This window comes from Exiguobacterium sp. J17977, assembly GCF_018616375.1.
GTDB lineage: Bacteria > Bacillota > Bacilli > Exiguobacteriales > Exiguobacteriaceae > Exiguobacterium > Exiguobacterium mexicanum.
In genome coordinates, this window is the sequence record NZ_JAEQBB010000006.1 from 1 (window position 1) to 17,723 (window position 17,723).

Annotated in this window: 15 protein-coding genes, 1 rRNA gene and 1 riboswitch; all 16 genes read left to right on the top strand. The window is 54.2% G+C overall.

Annotated features, from left to right (window positions below; genetic code table 11):
* Positions 1 to 130: 130 nt before the first annotated feature.
* The 16 genes from rrf (at position 131) to KNO58_RS11085 (ending at position 17,674) form a co-directional block, all read left to right on the top strand.
* Positions 131 to 246, top strand: a 5S ribosomal RNA gene (gene rrf / locus KNO58_RS11010).
* An 83-nt stretch (positions 247 to 329) separates the two neighbouring features.
* Positions 330 to 521, top strand: coding sequence for an NETI motif-containing protein (locus KNO58_RS11015; protein WP_114167258.1), 192 nt, complete (start codon positions 330 to 332; stop codon positions 519 to 521).
* Positions 522 to 661: 140 nt separating this feature from the next.
* Positions 662 to 763, top strand: a riboswitch (purine riboswitch).
* Between the two features lie 69 nt (positions 764 to 832).
* Positions 833 to 1,321, top strand: a complete 489-nt coding sequence (gene purE / locus KNO58_RS11020; protein ID WP_214753880.1) for a 5-(carboxyamino)imidazole ribonucleotide mutase — start codon at positions 833 to 835, stop codon at positions 1,319 to 1,321.
* A complete protein-coding gene (purK, locus tag KNO58_RS11025) occupies positions 1,321 to 2,415 on the top strand; it encodes a 5-(carboxyamino)imidazole ribonucleotide synthase (protein ID WP_214753881.1) in 1,095 nt (364 codons plus the stop codon). Before purE ends, purK begins: the two co-directional genes overlap by 1 nt.
* On the top strand, positions 2,412 to 3,704 hold the full coding sequence (gene purB, locus KNO58_RS11030; RefSeq protein WP_214753883.1) for an adenylosuccinate lyase: 1,293 nt from the start codon (positions 2,412 to 2,414) through the stop codon (positions 3,702 to 3,704). The genes purK and purB overlap by 4 nt, the downstream gene beginning before the upstream one ends.
* 48 nt (positions 3,705 to 3,752) lie before the next feature.
* Positions 3,753 to 4,457 (top strand): phosphoribosylaminoimidazolesuccinocarboxamide synthase, encoded by a 705-nt coding sequence (gene purC, locus KNO58_RS11035; protein ID WP_214753885.1) that lies wholly within the window; start codon positions 3,753 to 3,755, stop codon positions 4,455 to 4,457.
* Positions 4,454 to 4,696 carry a phosphoribosylformylglycinamidine synthase subunit PurS gene (gene purS, locus KNO58_RS11040; protein ID WP_021065194.1) on the top strand — a complete coding sequence of 81 codons (243 nt, stop codon included), beginning with the start codon at positions 4,454 to 4,456 and terminating at the stop codon, positions 4,694 to 4,696. The genes purC and purS overlap by 4 nt, the downstream gene beginning before the upstream one ends.
* On the top strand, positions 4,693 to 5,373 hold the full coding sequence (gene purQ, locus KNO58_RS11045) for a phosphoribosylformylglycinamidine synthase subunit PurQ (RefSeq protein WP_214753887.1): 681 nt from the start codon (positions 4,693 to 4,695) through the stop codon (positions 5,371 to 5,373). The genes purS and purQ overlap by 4 nt, the downstream gene beginning before the upstream one ends.
* Complete coding sequence (gene purL / locus KNO58_RS11050; protein WP_214753890.1) at positions 5,357 to 7,576, top strand: phosphoribosylformylglycinamidine synthase subunit PurL; 2,220 nt, start codon at positions 5,357 to 5,359, stop codon at positions 7,574 to 7,576. The genes purQ and purL overlap by 17 nt, the downstream gene beginning before the upstream one ends.
* Positions 7,552 to 8,961: an amidophosphoribosyltransferase gene (gene purF / locus KNO58_RS11055; RefSeq protein ID WP_021065197.1), complete on the top strand. Its 1,410-nt coding sequence runs from the start codon at positions 7,552 to 7,554 to the stop codon at positions 8,959 to 8,961. Before purL ends, purF begins: the two co-directional genes overlap by 25 nt.
* A 12-nt stretch (positions 8,962 to 8,973) precedes the next feature.
* The gene (gene purM, locus KNO58_RS11060; RefSeq protein WP_214753892.1) at positions 8,974 to 10,008 is read left to right on the top strand and encodes a phosphoribosylformylglycinamidine cyclo-ligase; all 1,035 of its coding nucleotides are present in this window, start codon (positions 8,974 to 8,976) and stop codon (positions 10,006 to 10,008) included.
* Positions 10,005 to 10,583 carry a phosphoribosylglycinamide formyltransferase gene (gene purN, locus KNO58_RS11065; protein ID WP_214753893.1) on the top strand — a complete coding sequence of 193 codons (579 nt, stop codon included), beginning with the start codon at positions 10,005 to 10,007 and terminating at the stop codon, positions 10,581 to 10,583. The genes purM and purN overlap by 4 nt, the downstream gene beginning before the upstream one ends.
* Positions 10,580 to 12,100 carry a bifunctional phosphoribosylaminoimidazolecarboxamide formyltransferase/IMP cyclohydrolase gene (purH, locus tag KNO58_RS11070; RefSeq protein WP_214753895.1) on the top strand — a complete coding sequence of 507 codons (1,521 nt, stop codon included), beginning with the start codon at positions 10,580 to 10,582 and terminating at the stop codon, positions 12,098 to 12,100. Before purN ends, purH begins: the two co-directional genes overlap by 4 nt.
* 13 nt (positions 12,101 to 12,113) lie before the next feature.
* Positions 12,114 to 13,367, top strand: coding sequence for a phosphoribosylamine--glycine ligase (gene purD / locus KNO58_RS11075; RefSeq protein ID WP_214753896.1), 1,254 nt, complete (start codon positions 12,114 to 12,116; stop codon positions 13,365 to 13,367).
* Between the two features lie 99 nt (positions 13,368 to 13,466).
* On the top strand, positions 13,467 to 15,752 hold the full coding sequence (locus KNO58_RS11080) for a bifunctional diguanylate cyclase/phosphodiesterase (RefSeq protein WP_260570817.1): 2,286 nt from the start codon (positions 13,467 to 13,469) through the stop codon (positions 15,750 to 15,752).
* 179 nt (positions 15,753 to 15,931) lie between these two features.
* A complete protein-coding gene (locus KNO58_RS11085) occupies positions 15,932 to 17,674 on the top strand; it encodes an adenine deaminase C-terminal domain-containing protein (protein ID WP_214753898.1) in 1,743 nt (580 codons plus the stop codon).
* Positions 17,675 to 17,723 lie beyond the last annotated feature (49 nt).

Sequence of the window (17,723 nt, forward strand, 5' to 3'; positions counted from 1 at the left end):
AGATAGGTCATGGGTGGAAGCACGGCGACGTGTGGAGCTGAATGATACTAATCGGTCGAGGCTTTGATCTAGTCTAAGGTTTGTGTGAATTGATGAGTCTTCAGTTTTGAGAGAACGATCTCTCTCGATATCTGGTGGCGATGGCGAAGTGGTCACACCCGTTCCCATGCCGAACACGGAAGTTAAGCACTTCAGCGCCGAAAGTAGTTGGGGGTCTCCCCCTGTGAGGATAGGACGTCGCCAGGCAAACGGTGGTTCTGGAGCATTCGCTCAAGGGCCGCCGCTTTTTTTATTTATATCGCGATTCAAATGAAAGAGAGGAAGAACAGATGGCCAAAAAAATCAAAGTATACGTCGAGCCAAACGAGACGATCGATGACTGTTTAAATCGAATTGCTCAAATGGGGTATCGCCCGGTACGTAGGATTGAAAAGCCTGTCTTTGAACAAACGGGAACCAAAGACGAACCTGTACATTCCCATCAATCGATTTTGTTTGAGTGCGTTGCTCTCAAATCATAATGCCAAACCGTCACGAATGCGTGGCGGTTTTTTTGTATTTTAACAGCACTAAAGACGAACGATAAATATTCAGACAATTAAATTGTTCGCAGTTTGTTGACATGTTTTGAAAGAACAAGGTACGATAGGCGTGTGAGTTGATAACAAATTAAATAGTGCTCCATATAATCGCGAGGAAATGGCTCGCAAGTTTCTACCTGATCGCCGATTCTGATCAGACTATGGGGTATAGTCGACATTTTTTTGTCGTGGCCTATACCCTAAACTGGTTATTCGGTTTAGGGATTTCTTTATTTAAGGGGGACATTTAAGTGAAGGCAACAGTAGGTGTAATCATGGGTAGCTCGTCTGATTGGGAAACAATGCGTCATGCTTGTGACATCCTAGAAGAATTGAGTATTCCATATGAAAAACAAGTTGTCTCGGCACATCGGACGCCGGACTTGATGTTTGAATATGCTGAAGAGGCCCGTACGAGAGGCATACATGTCATCATTGCAGGAGCAGGAGGGGCAGCTCATTTACCGGGAATGGTCGCAGCGAAAACAACGCTCCCTGTCATCGGAGTGCCTGTTCAATCTAAAGCGTTAAATGGACTTGATTCCTTGCTCTCAATTGTTCAAATGCCTGCAGGTGTACCAGTAGCAACGGTCGCTATCGGCCGTGCCGGGGCGACGAACGCGGCGTTGCTCGCCGTTCAAATCCTCAGTCTGCAATTCCCTGAACTGATTGAACGCCTGGATACATATCGCCAAGCCAAGCGCGATATGGCACTTCAAGCAACGGAGGAACTAATCTAATGAGAATCGGCATTTTAGGTGGGGGTCAGTTAGGGCGCATGATGTCGCTCAGCGCGAGTGCAATTGGGTACGAAACGTTAAGCCTCGATCCAAACTCAAACGCACCCGCCGCTCAGGTCGCACCGAGTATCGCCGCTGCATTCGACGACGTTACCGCAGCACGTGAACTTGCACATCGTTCAGACGTCATCACCTATGAATTTGAGAACATTGATACGGCGATGATTGAGGCCATTGCTGACAAATGTCCTCAAGGGATGGATGTCTTGAAGGCGACGCAGCATCGAATCTTTGAAAAACAAATGATTGAAGGGGCAGGTCTTCGAGTCGCACCTTACGTTCCAGTCCGTTCCGTCCGCGATGTCATTCGAGCAAGAGACGTGTTAGGTTTTCCGTTCGTGATCAAGACGTGCCGCTTCGGTTATGACGGTAAAGGTCAAACCGTAATACGTTCAGAACAAGACGCACGCTCGTTCACAGAACAGTTCGTGGAGACAGAATATGTGGCCGAGGCTTGGCTTCCTTTTAAACAAGAAATCTCCGTCATCGTGACGAGAGGGACACACGAGACGACGACGTTCCCCATCAGTGAGAACGTTCATCGAAACAACATTTTGCATCTTTCGATTGTACCGGCACGAGTGGAGCCTGATATTTTAGAAGAAGCGCGTCATTTGGCGCTCCAGCTTGCTGACCACATCGGACTGATCGGTACGCTTGCGGTTGAGTTGTTCATTATGGAAGACGGTTCGTTGTACGTGAATGAACTTGCGCCACGCCCTCACAACTCAGGGCATTACACGATTGATGCTTGTGAGACGTCACAATTCGAGCAACACATTCGGGCAATAACCGGGATGAGACTCGGACGAACGACGTTATACACACCGGTCGTCATGGTCAACCTGTTAGGCGAACATATGGACGAGCTGGACCCGCAAACGTTACCGTCGAATGTTAAACTACATTTGTATGGGAAAGAAGAAGCGAAGCTGGGACGGAAGATGGGGCACTTGAACGTGATTGCCGCTTCCGTCGAAGAAGCGCTTCAGACCATCGAACAATTGGCAATTTGGAAGGAGACCGTTTTATGATTTCACGTTATACCCGTCCTGAGATGGCGGCGATTTGGACAGACCAGAATAAATTTGAGGCATGGCTCCAAGTAGAACTGTACGCCTGCGAGGCGTGGAGCGAACTTGGCATCATCCCGAAGGAAGATGTCGCCGTCTTATGGGACAAGGCATCGTTTGATGTCGAGCGCATCCTTGAAATCGAGCAAGAGACGCGTCATGATGTCATCGCATTCACCCGTGCCGTCTCAGAGACACTCGGTGAAGAGAAGAAGTGGGTGCATTACGGACTGACTTCGACAGACGTCGTCGATACGGCCTTATCGTACTTGATTAAGCAAGCGAACGATATTTTAGAAGCTGACATCGACCGTTTCATCGACATCCTTGCTGAGAAAGCGAAAGCTCATAAATACGACATCATGATGGGGCGTACACACGGTGTCCATGCAGAACCGACGACGTTCGGATTGAAGCTCGCCCTTTGGTACGAAGAGATGAAGCGCAACAAGAAACGGTTCATGGCAGCCCGCGAGACGATTGAATTCGGTAAGATGAGTGGTGCGGTCGGTACGTTCGCAAACATCGATCCGTTCATCGAATCATATGTGTGTGACAAATTAGGGATTCAAGCAGCCCCGATTTCGACGCAGACGTTACAACGTGACCGTCACGCCGAATACATGTCGACGCTCGCTTTGATTGCCACATCGATCGAGAAGATGGCGACAGAGATTCGCGGCCTTCAAAAGACAGAGACACGTGAGGTCGAAGAATTCTTCGCCAAAGGTCAAAAAGGGTCGTCAGCGATGCCGCATAAACGTAACCCGATCGGTTCAGAGAACATGACCGGCCTGGCCCGTGTCATTCGCGGTCATATGGTGACGGCGTATGAGAACGTCCCACTCTGGCATGAACGTGATATCTCGCACTCTTCAGCCGAACGAATCATTCTTCCGGATGCGACGAGCCTTCTCAACTACATGTTGAACCGCTTTGGCAATATCGTGAAGAACTTGACGGTCTTCCCGGACAACATGCGGCGCAATATGGACCGGACATTTGGCATCATCTTCTCGCAACGCATCTTGCTCGCGTTGATTGAAAAAGGATGGTCGCGCGAAGCTGCGTATGACGTCGTTCAACCTAAGGCGATGCAGGCGTGGGAAGAAGAGACGATGTTCCGCACTTTGATTGAACAAGACGCCGAGATGGGCGCACTCTTCACGAGTGACGAGCTCGACGACCTATTCGACCCGAGCCATCACGTGCGCCGTGTCGATGTCATTTTTGAACGCTGTGGTTTGTGATCGTTGAGGGGCTTCATGCCCCTCTCACTTTTAAGGGGGACGATACAGATGGAAGCAATTTACGAAGGTAAAGCGAAAGCGTTATTCGAGACTGAAGAACAGGGTGTGCTCCGCGTTTATTATAAAGATGACGCGACAGCATTTAACGGGGAGAAGAAAGAATCGATTGCCGGAAAAGGCGTATTGAACAATGCCATCACGACGCGCTTGTTCGAACTCATGCACGATAACAAGATTCCGACGCATTTCATTAAGCGATTATCGGACCGCGAGCAGCTCGTGCGCCGTGTCGACATCATCCCGCTCGAAGTCGTCGTTCGGAACGTCGCCGCCGGGAGCCTGGCCAAACGACTCGGTTGGGAAGAAGGGACACCGCTTCTATCACCAATCGTCGAGTTTTACTATAAAGATGATGCACTCGGAGATCCGCTCCTAACAGAGGACCATATCCGTTTACTGCAAGTTGCCACACACAAAGAAGTCGAAACATTGCGACAACTTGGCCTGTGGGTCAACGATGTATTGCAAGATTTCTTTAATGAACATGGCATTGATTTAATCGATTTCAAACTTGAGTTCGGTAAAGTCGACGGCACAATCATTCTTGCTGACGAGATTTCACCAGACACGTGCCGGCTTTGGGACAAAGAGACGAAACAAAAGCTCGATAAAGACGTTTTCCGCAGAGACCTCGGATCTCTGACAGACACATATAGCCAACTGTTAACACGCATAGGGGGAATGGGCCAATGAAAAAAGTAAACGTGTACGTGACATTACGTGAAAGTGTACTGGATCCACAAGGCGTCGCCGTAAAAGGTGGACTCGAACATCTCGGTTTTACAGGGGTAGAGTCGGTACGCATCGGGAAAGTCATCGAGCTTCAAGTGGCAGATGAGACGACCGAAGCGATGGTGCGTGACATGTGCGAGAAGTTGCTCGTCAACACGGTCATCGAGAACTATCGGATCGAGATGGGGGTACTCGCATGAAATTCGCTGTCATCGTCTTCCCGGGATCGAACTGTGACCTCGACCTGTATCATGCCGTAAAAGATGTCCTCGGTGAAGAAGCGGACTATGTGTTCCATACGGAAACGTCGCTTGATGGGTACGACGGTGTGCTCTTGCCAGGCGGCTTCTCATATGGAGACTACTTGCGATGCGGTGCCATCGCCCAGTTCTCACCGATTATGAACGAAGTGAAACGATTCGCCGAAGAAGGGCGTCCAGTACTCGGCGTCTGTAACGGATTCCAAGTGCTCGTCGAAGCAGGACTCCTACCGGGCGTATTGATGCGCAACCGTGATTTGAAGTTCATGTGCAAGACAGTCGAATTGAAAGTCGAAACGAACGAGACGATGTTCACGAATGATTATGCGCTCGGGGAGACGATTCAAGTCCCAATCGCGCACGGGGAAGGCAACTACTACTGTGACGAGGCGACACTCGAGACGCTCCGAGCGAACGGGCAAATCGCCTTCACGTATACCGACAATCCGAATGGATCGGTCGCGAATATCGCAGGAATCACGAACGTACAAGGCAACGTACTCGGAATGATGCCACACCCGGAACGAGCGGTCGAAGCACTCTTAGGCGGGGAAGATGGCAAACGATTATTCACTTCGATAGTGAAATGGGGGACTCGACATGCTACTTACAACTGAACCGACAGCAACACACATCCGTGAAGAGCGACTTTACGCCACGATGGGCTTGACCGATGAGGAATACGCGCTCGTCGTCTCACTGCTCGGTCGTGAGCCTAATTACACAGAGATCGGATTATTCTCGGTCATGTGGTCTGAACACTGTTCGTACAAAAACTCGAAGCCTGTCCTCCGGAAATTCCCGACTACTGGGAAACATGTCCTTCAAGGACCCGGGGAAGGTGCCGGCATCGTCGACATTGGCGATGGCCAGGCCGTCGCGTTCAAAATCGAGAGCCATAACCATCCGTCGGCGATTGAGCCGTACCAAGGTGCGGCCACAGGGGTCGGCGGGATTATCCGCGACATCTTCTCGATGGGCGCGCGACCGGTCGCACTCCTCAACTCGCTCCGCTTCGGAGATTTGAACGAATCACGTGTGAAACATCTTTTCGGCCACGTCGTCTCCGGCATAGCTGGTTACGGCAACTGTGTCGGCATCCCGACGGTCGGTGGGGAAGTCGCGTTCGACCCGGCCTATGCCGGCAACCCGCTCGTCAACGCGATGTGCGTCGGACTCATTCGCCATGAAGACATTCAAAAAGGGATTGCCGAAGGTGTCGGCAACTCGGTCATGTACGTTGGCGCGACGACAGGACGCGACGGCATTCACGGGGCGACGTTCGCCTCGGAAGAACTCGGTGAGGATGCAGACGAGAAACGCCCGGCCGTCCAAGTCGGTGACCCATTCATGGAGAAACTGTTGATTGAGGCGTGTTTGGAAGTCATTAAGCACCCAGCCCTCGTCGGGATCCAAGACATGGGAGCGGCTGGTCTCACGTCGTCTTCGGCCGAAATGGCATCGAAGGCAGGCATGGGCATCGAGATGAACCTCGACCTCGTCCCACAACGCGAGGCTGACATGACGCCTTACGAGATGATGTTGTCCGAGTCACAAGAGCGGATGCTTCTCGTCGTCAAGGCAGGGCATGAAGATGAAATCGAAGCAATCGTCACGAAGTGGGGACTTCATGCGATCAAAGTCGGTGTAGTCATCGAAGAAAAAGTGCTCCGTCTTCTCCATCACGGGGAAGTCGCAGCCGAAGTACCGGTCGACGCGCTCGCAGAAGACGCACCGGTCTACCATAAGCCGTCGAAAGTACCGGCATATTATGAGACGTTCCAAGCGATGGCGCCGGTCCAACCGGTCGTCACGGACGTACTCACGACATGGAAAGACGTGCTTGCCATGCCGACGATTGCCTCAAAACGTTGGGTGTATGAACAATATGATCACATGGTCCAAGCATCAACCGTCGTCGCACCAGGCAGTGATGCGGCCGTCATCCGGATTCGCGACACAGACAAAGCGCTCGCGATGACGACGGACTGCAACGCCAAATACGTGTACCTCGACCCGCGTGTCGGCGGTGCCATCGCGGTCGCCGAAGCGGCACGCAATATCGTCGCCAGCGGCGCCACACCGCTCGCGCTCACGGACTGCTTGAACTTCGGTAGCCCAGACAAGCCAGAAGGGTTCTGGCAGCTCGACCAAGCTGTCGAAGGGATGGCCGAAGCGTGCCGTGCCCTCGACACACCGGTCATCGGTGGGAACGTCTCGCTATACAATGAGTCGAACGGGACGGCGATTTATCCGACACCGGTCGTCGGCATGGTCGGCTTGATCGACAAGCCGGAGCATATTACGACGTCGTTCGCGAAAGCGTCTGGCGACATCATCTTCCTGCTCGGCGAGACGAAACCTGAGTTCGGTGGCAGTGCGCTTCAAATGCTTCAAGACGGCAAAGTGAGCGGGCAGGCGCCGACGCTTGACCTTGAGACAGAGAGTCGTCAGCAACAAGCACTCCTTACGGCGATTCGGGAAGGACTTGTCACGGCGGCCCACGACGTCTCAGAAGGTGGACTCGCCGCGGCCCTCCCTGAACTCGTGTTCGGGACAGGCTTCGGTGCAGACGTCACGGTCGACACAGATCTCGTGACGACGCTCTTCAGTGAATCACAGTCACGGTTCCTCGTCACGGTCGCACCGCATCAGGCTGATGCGTTCGCATCCTTGACGAAGGCGTCACGCATCGGGCAGGTGACAGACACGCCACAATTGACGGTCCGCGCGAGCGACCGCCTCATCGACATGGACGTCACAGAGCTTGAACGGGTATGGGAAGGAGCTATTCCATGTTATATGACATCCGAGGCATGAACGAGGAGTGCGGGGTATTCGGGGTATTCAATCACCACGAAGCGTCACACCTCGCCTACTACGGCCTCCACAGCCTGCAACACCGGGGACAAGAAGGAACAGGCATCGTCACGGCTGACGGCGAGCGCTTGCACGCCAAACGCGGGCTCGGCCTCGTCGCTGAAGTGTTCGACGAACCGTCGCTCGATGCATTGACCGGCCATCACGCCATCGGTCATGTCCGTTATTCGACGGCAGGCGGCAACACGCTTGAGAACGTCCAACCGCTCCACTTCAAATCGCTCACGGGCGATTTGGCGATGGCGCACAACGGGAATCTCGTCAACGCCAACGAGTTGAAACATATGCTTGAAGCGGAAGGTGCGATTTTCCAGACGACGTCCGACACGGAAGTCGTCGCCCATTTGATTAAGCGGAGCCGCGGCAACTCGATGAAAGAGCGAATCGCGGACAGCTTGGCACGTCTCGTCGGCGCGTTCGCCTTCCTCTTCTTGACGGAAGACGCACTCTACGTCGGCGTCGATGTTCACGGCTTACGCCCGCTCTCGCTCGGCCAGACCGAGGACGGAGCTTACGTGTTCGCTTCAGAGACATGTGCGTTTGACGTCGTGGGGGCGACGTACGTACGCGATGTCGAGCCAGGGGAACTGCTCATGATCACGCAAGACGGGATTGTGTCGGAGCGGTACAGCGAGGCCTCGGTCCGCGCGATGTGTTCTATGGAATACATCTACTTCTCGCGGCCGGACTCCATCATCGATGGCGTCAACGTGCATACGGCCCGTAAGGCGATGGGGAAGAAGATGTTCGATGAGGCACCGGTCGAAGCGGACGTCGTCACCGGCGTCCCTGATTCGAGCATCTCAGCGGCCATCGGTTACGCTGAGGCGAGTGGGATTCCGTACGAGATGGGACTCATCAAAAACCGCTACGTCGGCCGGACGTTCATTCAACCGTCGCAAGAGTTACGGGAGCGCGGCGTCAAGATGAAACTGTCAGCGCTACGGGGTGTCGTGAGCGGGAAGCGGGTCATCATGGTCGACGACTCGATTGTCCGCGGGACGACGAGCCGACGTATCGTCAAGTTGCTCCGTGAAGCCGGGGCGACAGAAGTGCATGTGCGCATCACGTCACCACCGATCAAGCATCCGTGCTATTACGGCATCGATACATCATCAAAGGAAGAGTTGATTGCGGCCACCAAATCCATCGAAGAGATTAAAGAAGAGATTGGGGCCGATTCACTGGCGTTCCTCACATTGGACGGGACGGTCGAAGCGATCGACCGGCCGTTCGAAGGGAACTTGCGCGGGCAGTGCGCCGCTTGCTTCACCGGACTTTATCCAACTGAACTGGCGGAACTTGTAACAGAGACAAAAGCTTGAGGGGGACTGACGATGAGTTTAAGATATGAACAAGCGGGTGTGAATTTAGAAGCAGGCTATGAGGCAGTATCACGCATGAAGCGTCACGTTGCACGGACGATGCGTCCAGAAGTGATGACCGGGCTCGGTAGTTTCGGGGCGATGATCGACCTTGGCTCGATGCAGTTGAAACATCCGATTCTCGTCAGCGGAACGGATGGGGTCGGCACGAAGCTTAAACTCGCGTTCGCGCTCGACCAACATGATACGATTGGAATTGACTGTGTGGCGATGTGTGTCAATGACTGTCTCGTCCACGGGGCCGAACCGCTTTATTTCTTAGACTATATCGCGACCGGCAAAGCGGAACCGGCCAAATTGGAGCGCATCGTCGCAGGCGTCGCCGAAGGGTGTGTCCAGGCGGGCTGTGCCCTCGTCGGAGGCGAGACGGCCGAGATGCCGGGGATGTATCCGGACGGCGAATATGATATCGCCGGATTCGCCGTCGGTGTTGTCGAGAAGGAAGCACTCATCGATGGACGGACGATTGAAGCGGGGGACATCGTCCTCGGACTCGCGTCATCCGGTGTCCACTCGAACGGATTCTCGCTCGTCCGCTATATCGTTGAATCGCAAGGACTCGCCTACACTGATGAAATCGCCATGCTCGATACGACGCTCGGGAACGCCCTTTTGTTGCCGACACGCATCTATTCCGAAGCGGCGAAAGCCGCCATCGCGACGGGGCGTGTCCAAGGCATGGCCCATATCACGGGCGGCGGTTTTTACGAGAACGTGCCACGCATGCTGCCAGAAGGCCTCGGTGTCACGTTCGACGCATCGAATTGGCCGAGCCTGCCCGTGTTCGACTGGCTCGAACAAGTCGGGCACGTCTCGAAACAAGAGATGTTCAACGTGTTCAATATGGGTATCGGCTTCATGATCACAGTCCGTCCTGAAGATGTTGAAGCCGTCGAAGCCGCGCTCGAACGCGCCGGGGAGACGTCGCACCGTATCGGGAAAGTTGATGCCAAACCAGGAGTCCGCATCATGGGGGTCGACCAGTGAAAAAGTTTGCCATCTTCGCCTCCGGGTCGGGTAGCAACGCCGAAGCGATTTGGCAAGCCATTGACCGAGGCGACTTGTCAGGGGAATGTGTCCTGCTCGTCACGGACAAACCAGAAGCGAAAGTACTTGAACGGGCGGATCGGTTCAACATCCCGACCTTCTCATTCGAACCGAAGACGTACGCCTCAAAAGCTGAATTCGAACAAGAGATTCTCGTCTTATTACAGGCACTCGGCGCAGACTATATCGTCTTGGCCGGGTATATGCGGTTGATTGGGGATGTATTGCTGTCAGCATATCCGAACCAGATCATCAACATTCATCCGTCGCTGTTACCGGCGTTCCCAGGAAAAGACGCCATCGGTCAGGCGCTCGCGGCGAACGTGCCGACGAGCGGGGTCACGGTTCATTACGTCGATGCCGGGATGGACACGGGACCGATCATCGCCCAACAAGACGTCGCGATCGCCGGCTGTGATGCTATGGAAGCGACAAGGCGCATCCAAGCGGTCGAGCATCAGCTCTATCCGCGCGTACTACAACAAGTGTTTATCCAACAGGAGGTTTTCAAGTGAGAGCATTACTGAGTGTGTCAGATAAAACAGGAATCGTCGAGCTCGCGCAGACGTTGCATGAAGCGGGCATCGAACTCATTTCGACAGGCGGGACGGAAGCTGCGCTCATCGCGGCCGGCCTTCCGGTAAAAAACATCTCAGCCGTGACGTCGTTCCCAGAGATGCTCGACGGACGCGTGAAGACGCTCCATCCGCTCGTTCACGGCGGACTGCTCGGACGTCGCGATTTGGACTCGCACGTCGAACAGATGAAAGACCACGACATCGAGCCAATCGACTATGTTGTCGTCAACTTGTACCCGTTTAAAGAGACGATTGCGAAAGAGAATGCGACGTATGAAGAAGCGATTGAAAATATCGATATCGGTGGACCGAGCATGCTCCGTTCGGCCGCAAAAAACCATGCCAGCGTGACGGTCGTCGTCGATCCGGCTGACTATGGTCACGTCGCCGAAGCGGTTCGCGCCGGTGGGACGACGTTCGAGACACGCCAACGCCTCGCGACAAAAGCGTTCCGTCACACGGCGGCGTATGACGCCTTGATTGCCGACTATTTAGGGCAGCAGATTGGCGAGACGTTCCCGGAACAGCTCACGGTCACGTATGAGAAAGTACAAGACCTTCGCTACGGAGAGAACCCACACCAACAGGCAGCGTTTTATAAGACGCCGCTCTATCACGGGATGACGCTCGCGAACGCGGAGCAATTGCACGGTAAAGAACTTTCCTATAACAATATCCAAGATACGAATGCGGCGCTCGAGGCGCTCAGTGAACTGACGGAGCCGGCAGCGGTCGTCGTCAAACATATGAACCCGTGCGGTGTCGCTGTGGGAGAAACGATTAGCCAAGCGTTCTCGAGAGCCCATGCGGCCGATCCGGTCTCGATTTTCGGTGGCATTGTCGCCTTGAACCGTGAAGTCGATTTAGAGACGGCAGAAGCACTTCGTAACATCTTCTTAGAAATCATCATCGCGCCATCCTTTAGTGAGGCAGCACTTGACCGATTGAAAGAGAAAAAGAATCTTCGGTTATTGACGCTCGACATGGGCCAGATGACAGGGATGCGATTGACAGCCGTCGCGGGCGGTCTGCTCGTGCAGGACGGAGACGATGTCACCCTCGATGATGCGTCATGTCAAATCGTGACGGACCGTCGTCCGACGGCGTCCGAATGGGAAGACTTGAAGCTCGCGTGGCGTGTCGTCAAACACGTGAAATCGAACGCCATCGTTGTCGCCAAAGATGAGACGACAATCGGCATCGGTGCAGGACAGATGAACCGCGTCGGTGCGGCGAAAATCGCTTTCGAACAAGCGGGTGAACGTGCTCAAGGGGCTGCGCTCGGTAGCGATGCGTTCTTCCCGATGGGGGACACGGTCGAGGCTGCGGCCGCGGCCGGCATCACGGCCATCATTCAACCGGGCGGATCGATTCGTGACGAAGAGTCCATCGAAGCGGCGAACCGCCACGGTATCACGATGGTGTTCACGTCAGTTCGACACTTCAAACATTGAGAGGAGCGATACGATGAACGTACTCGTCATTGGACGCGGCGGCCGTGAACACGCGCTCGCCTGGAAGTTGGGACAAGACGGACACGAAGTGTTCGTCGCCCCTGGTAATCTCAATATGGATGGCGTGACGTGCGTACCGATTGAAGAGACAGATGTCTCGGCACTCGTCGGGTTTGCGAAGCGTGAAGGAATCGACTGGACGATTGTCGGTCCGGAATCGGCCCTGATGGCCGGCGTCGTCGATGCGTTTCAAGCAGAAGGACAACGCATCTTCGGGCCGTCGAAAGCGGCAGCACTTTTGGAAGGCAGTAAAGCCTTCGCCAAAGAAGTGATGCGCGAAGCCGATATTCCGACAGCGGGATATGACACGTTCACCGACGCTGCGTCGGCGTTACGCCATCTCGATTTGTCGGAAGCCCCGCTCGTCGTCAAAGCAGACGGGCTCGCTGCCGGCAAGGGCGTGACCGTCGCGTTCACACTCGATGAGGCGCGGGCAGCGATTCACGACATCTTCGACACCGATAAGTTCGGGGACCAGTCCCGTGTCGTCATCGAAGAGTATTTGGACGGGGAAGAGTTCTCGCTCATGGCGTTCGTCTCAGGCGAGCACGTCATCCCGATGATCACGTCTCAAGATCACAAACGTGCTTTTGACGGCGACAAAGGACCGAACACGGGCGGCATGGGGGCATACAGTCCGATGCCTCATCTCGACGATGCCGTGTATGCGGAAGCGGTCGAGCGCGTGCTCTTCCCGCTCGCGCGGACGATGGTCGAGCGAGGCACCCCGTTCGAAGGATTCTTGTATGCGGGTCTCATCTTGACGGCGGACGGTCCGAAAGTAATCGAGTTCAATGCACGGTTCGGCGATCCCGAGACCGAGGTCATTCTCCCGAACTTGGCATCCCCGCTCCTCGACGTCATCGAGGCGGTTGTGGACCAGAAACCGTATCCGATTGAATGGGTGGACGGCTATACGATTGGCGTCGTCGTCGCGGCAGAAGGGTATCCGGAGCGAGCGACGACTGGGCAAGTATTGTCAGGCTTCGGTGACTTTGGAGACGACGTGCTCGTATTTCATGCGGGCACGACCCGTGACGGGGCGGACATCGTCGGCAACGGGGGGCGTCTGTTCGTGCTGACGTCAACGAAACCGACCTTGCTCGAAGCGAAACATGCCGTCTATACGGCACTCGAACAACTTGATTTGCCACAGACGTTCTACCGTCGAGACATCGGGGGACGGGCATTGGCACGTATTTTTTAAAGGATGGGTCAACCCGTCCTTTTTTTCATGCGAAAAGAAGGGAATTCACACTTCCTGCTCTACAATTATGGAGTAGATTGAAGGAAGAAGGTGGTCGACGTGCGCATTCGGACGAAGCTCATGATTGCGGTGGCCGTGAATATAGTCGTGTTTGTCGGAGTCATCTTTTTTGGGGTCCGTCCTTATTTTATCGAGAAAAGCATGGAACAAGATCGGCAGACGGTCGAGAGTCAAGTCGCGAGCGTGTCCGAAACGCTCGCCAATCGAAAGCATACGCTCGAGCGCACACTCGTCGACTGGGCCGTCTGGAATGATACGTATACGTTCGTTCAAAAACGGAACGCATCCTATGTTCAAAGTAACATTAGCGAGGAATCGCTTGAAAACTTGAGCGTCAACGCTATCGTCTATTTGGACCGGGACGGAGAAGCGTTCTACTCGTCGTTTCGTTCAGCGGGGACGACATTATCGACAGCCGATCAACAAGCGCTCATCAAGGCGGTCACTTCCCGCTTGAGCAATCAGCAAGATACGCAAAACGGTGTCTATGCGAGTGACTTTGGTCCGACGCTGTACGTCAGTCACCCGATTTTACGGAGTGACAGGAGCGGTCCGAGTCAAGGGACGCTCGTCATGCTCGAGTTCGTCGACGCGGCGTTCGTAGCGGATATGAGCGCTCAGACGAAAATTCCGTTAAGCATTCAACCCGCACGTCAAAATCAGACGGTCATCATGGATGGCGACGCCGGGACCGATGTCGTGATTCCGCTTGGCACCGTGTTTCAACAGTCCGATTTCGAAGTGATGTTCACCGTCGAACAAACGCATTATCAAAATACGGTGGCGATGTTGCGGCTCGGAATGATTGCCCTCGTCGTCCTCGGGCTCGGTCTCTTTTTCTCGTTGCTATGGACGATTCACCGTGTCGTGATTCGGCGTCTCATGGAAATCGTCAGCGAGTTGAAAGTGATCACGCTCGAACGGGACAGCCGACTCCGGCTCAGTCGTGACGCGAACAGCCACGATGAGATTGAACAGATGGCGACGAGCATGAATGAAGTGCTCGCGGCACTCGAAGACACACGCGCCGAAGTGATTGATCGGGCGTTCCGTGACGCGTTGACATTGCTCCCGAATCGGCTCGCGCTCGAGGACTACTTTTCGAACGTGCGCGGCAAGCAAGATCAAATCGGTGTGCTCGGTTTGGACTTGGACGACTTTCGGCGCATCAACGACCAGTACGGACACCGGACGGGGGATGCCGTCCTGATTTATATCGCTTCCCGGCTTAACTTTTATAAAGAAGATGGATTTGTTGCCCGTATCGGGGCCGACGAGTTCATGTTCGTCCATCCAGACTGGACGCTCGAACAATTGCAACCGGTCGCCCGGCGGTTGACCAAAGACTTGAAAGACTGGGCCGAGGTCAACGGGGTGAAGGGGATGGCTGTGACGATCGGAATCGACGTGTTCACTTGCGCCGAACCGAACCATACGTACGAGATTATGATGGGCCGGCTCGATGTCGTCATTCATGAGGCGAAACTGTCCGGGAAGAATCGGGTGCTCACATTCCAAGAAATCGAGGACGGGAGTCACTATTTACAGACGCTCGAGATGGAGCGCGATCTTCGACATGCCCTCGAACATGATGAGTTCGAACTGTATTACCAGCCGATCGTGTCACCGCGCCCGTTTGCCGTACGTGGCGTCGAGGCGCTCGTTCGGTGGAACCATCCGACGAAAGGTCAAATCTCACCGGGACTGTTCATCCCGGTTGCCGAACAGCTCGGTCTCATCTCTGATTTGGGCCGGTGGGTACTCGAACAGGCCGTCCGCGAGATGAAAGACCAAGTGACGCACCATCACTTGTTCCTCTCGATTAACGTGTCGAAGCGCCAAATCGCCGACGGGTCGTTTTTAGCTTCATTGGAACGCGTGTTGACGAGTTCGGGATTTGATCCCCACTGTCTCCATGTCGAGATCACCGAGAGCGAAGTCGGCGGCAATTTATATGAACTACAACAGTTCATTCAAGCGCTCAAGGCCATCGGTGTCAAAATCTCGCTCGATGACTTCGGAGTAGGAACGTCGTCGCTGTCGTTTTTACAGTCGCTCCAACTCGACTTGATTAAAATCGACCAGAACTTCGTCAAAGGGATTCCGGAGAACACGTTCGACCGGGCGTTGCTCGAGGGATTATACCAGACGTTCCAGACGCTCGGGCTCGATATCGTCACCGAAGGGGTCGAACGTCCGGAACAGCTTGCTTTCGTGCTTGAGCACAGCAGCTCGCTCATTCAAGGCTATCATTACAGCAAGCCCGTTCCGCTCGCCCAACTCGAGCATTATTTGAAAAAGACGGTCACGATGTACGATTGGTGAAGGCGTCTCCCTCGGGAGGCGTCTTTATTTGTGTGAATTTCATGTGAATTCCGTTACAATGGGCAACATAGCTTGCGAGCCTTTCAGAGAAAAGGTAAACTTGAACCAGACGAAAGAAAACGCTTACAAAATTATTGTCTGATAATAATGGCGAGGCGATAAAGGGAGGATTGGGTTCGATGCCACCAAAACGATCGGCGCGGGCACCGTGGTCTAAAGCGATGATTCGGTCACAATTAGAAGTCGTGAGCCAAGTCAGACCACCTTCGCTCGTATTGACGAATGCCACATACTTAAACATGTACGTGAAGCAGTGGAAACAAGCAAACATATGGATTGAGCATGACCGAATCGTCTATGTCGGACCAGATGTACCGAAAGCGGCCGTCGAGACGGTGGACGTGTCAGGAAAATACATCGTACCGGGCTATATCGAGCCGCACGCGCATCCATTCCAACTTTATAATCCGGCGACGCTGTCGAAGTATGCAGGCGAGCGGGGGACGACAACGCTCGTGAATGACAACATGCTTCTTTTTTTACAAAATAAGGAGCAAGCGTTTGCGCAACTGGAAGCGATGCAACAACTTCCGACGAGCACATACTGGTGGGCGCGTCTCGATACGCAGACCGAACTCGACCGCGATAGTGTCCTCGTCGACTCTGAGCGGATTCACGCCTGGTTCAATCACCCAGACGTCATCATGGCCGGAGAATTGACGGCCTGGCCGCGGACGTTGAAAGGCGATGACGAGATGCTGCAGTGGATGCTTGATGCGGAGACGTGCGGGCTCCCGGTCGAAGGCCACTTCCCAGGTGCCTCGGCGAAGACGTTGACGAAGATGGCGCTGATGGGTGTTCACAGCGACCATGAAGCGATGACGGCCGAAGAAGCGCTCTGCCGGCTTGAACACGGTTATACGACGACGCTCCGTCATTCCTCAATCCGTCCCGACCTCCCGGGCATCATCCGTGGTCTGCTCGACGCCGGACTCGAGGCGTTCGACCATGTGATGGTCACGACGGATGGATCGACGCCAGGATTTTATCAAGACGGGCTCCAAGACGCGCTCGTGAAAATCATGATTGAAGCGGGATTGCCTCCAATTGAAGCATACCGCATCGTCTCGTTGAACGTGGCGCGACACTTCGGGCTCGATCACGTCCTCGGTTCGATTGCGCCGGGACGCATCGCCCATCTCAATATTCTTGATGCGATTGATGAGCCACGTCCGACCGCTGTCATTGCTAAAGGGCAATGGATTTATCGGGACGGGACGTCCGAATTTCCGAACGAGCTCGTCGATGCAGCGCTTGCTTTGATGCCGTCAACGAACGTCGACATCGAACTGACGCCGAACGACTTATCATTCAGCATGCCGGTCGGGCTCGATATGGTCAACTCGGTCATCATGAAACTGTTCAAAATCTCGCATGATACCGGCCAAGATGAGTTGCCGCGCGATGGGGACGAGTCGTTCCTCATGCTGCTCGACAAAGAAGGGAAATGGCGCCTCAATACGGTATTGAAAGGATTCGCCAACGACTTCGGGGGGCTTGTCAGCTCGTATTCGATTAGCGGCGACTATTTAATTCTCGGAAAATGTAAACACGACATGATGATGGCGTTTGAGCGGATGAAAGAACTTGGCGGCGGCATCGTCCTCGTCGATCGCGGTGAAATCGTCGCGGAAATCCCGCTCCCGCTCTGTGGCATGACGTCGAAGGAACCGGTCGAACAACTGATTGTCCAAGAAGAAGTGCTGCGGGCCGAGCTACTCGCACGCGGGTACAAGTTCGAAGATCCGATTTATACACTCTTATTCTTGGCGTCGACGCACTTGCCATACGTCCGGGCCACACCGCTCGGGATTTACGAAGTGATGAAGAAACAAATACTATTTCCGGCGATTTTACGATGAACAGTTGAGTCCGAGCCGGTCGTGCTTTAGAATGATAAAGAAGTACGAT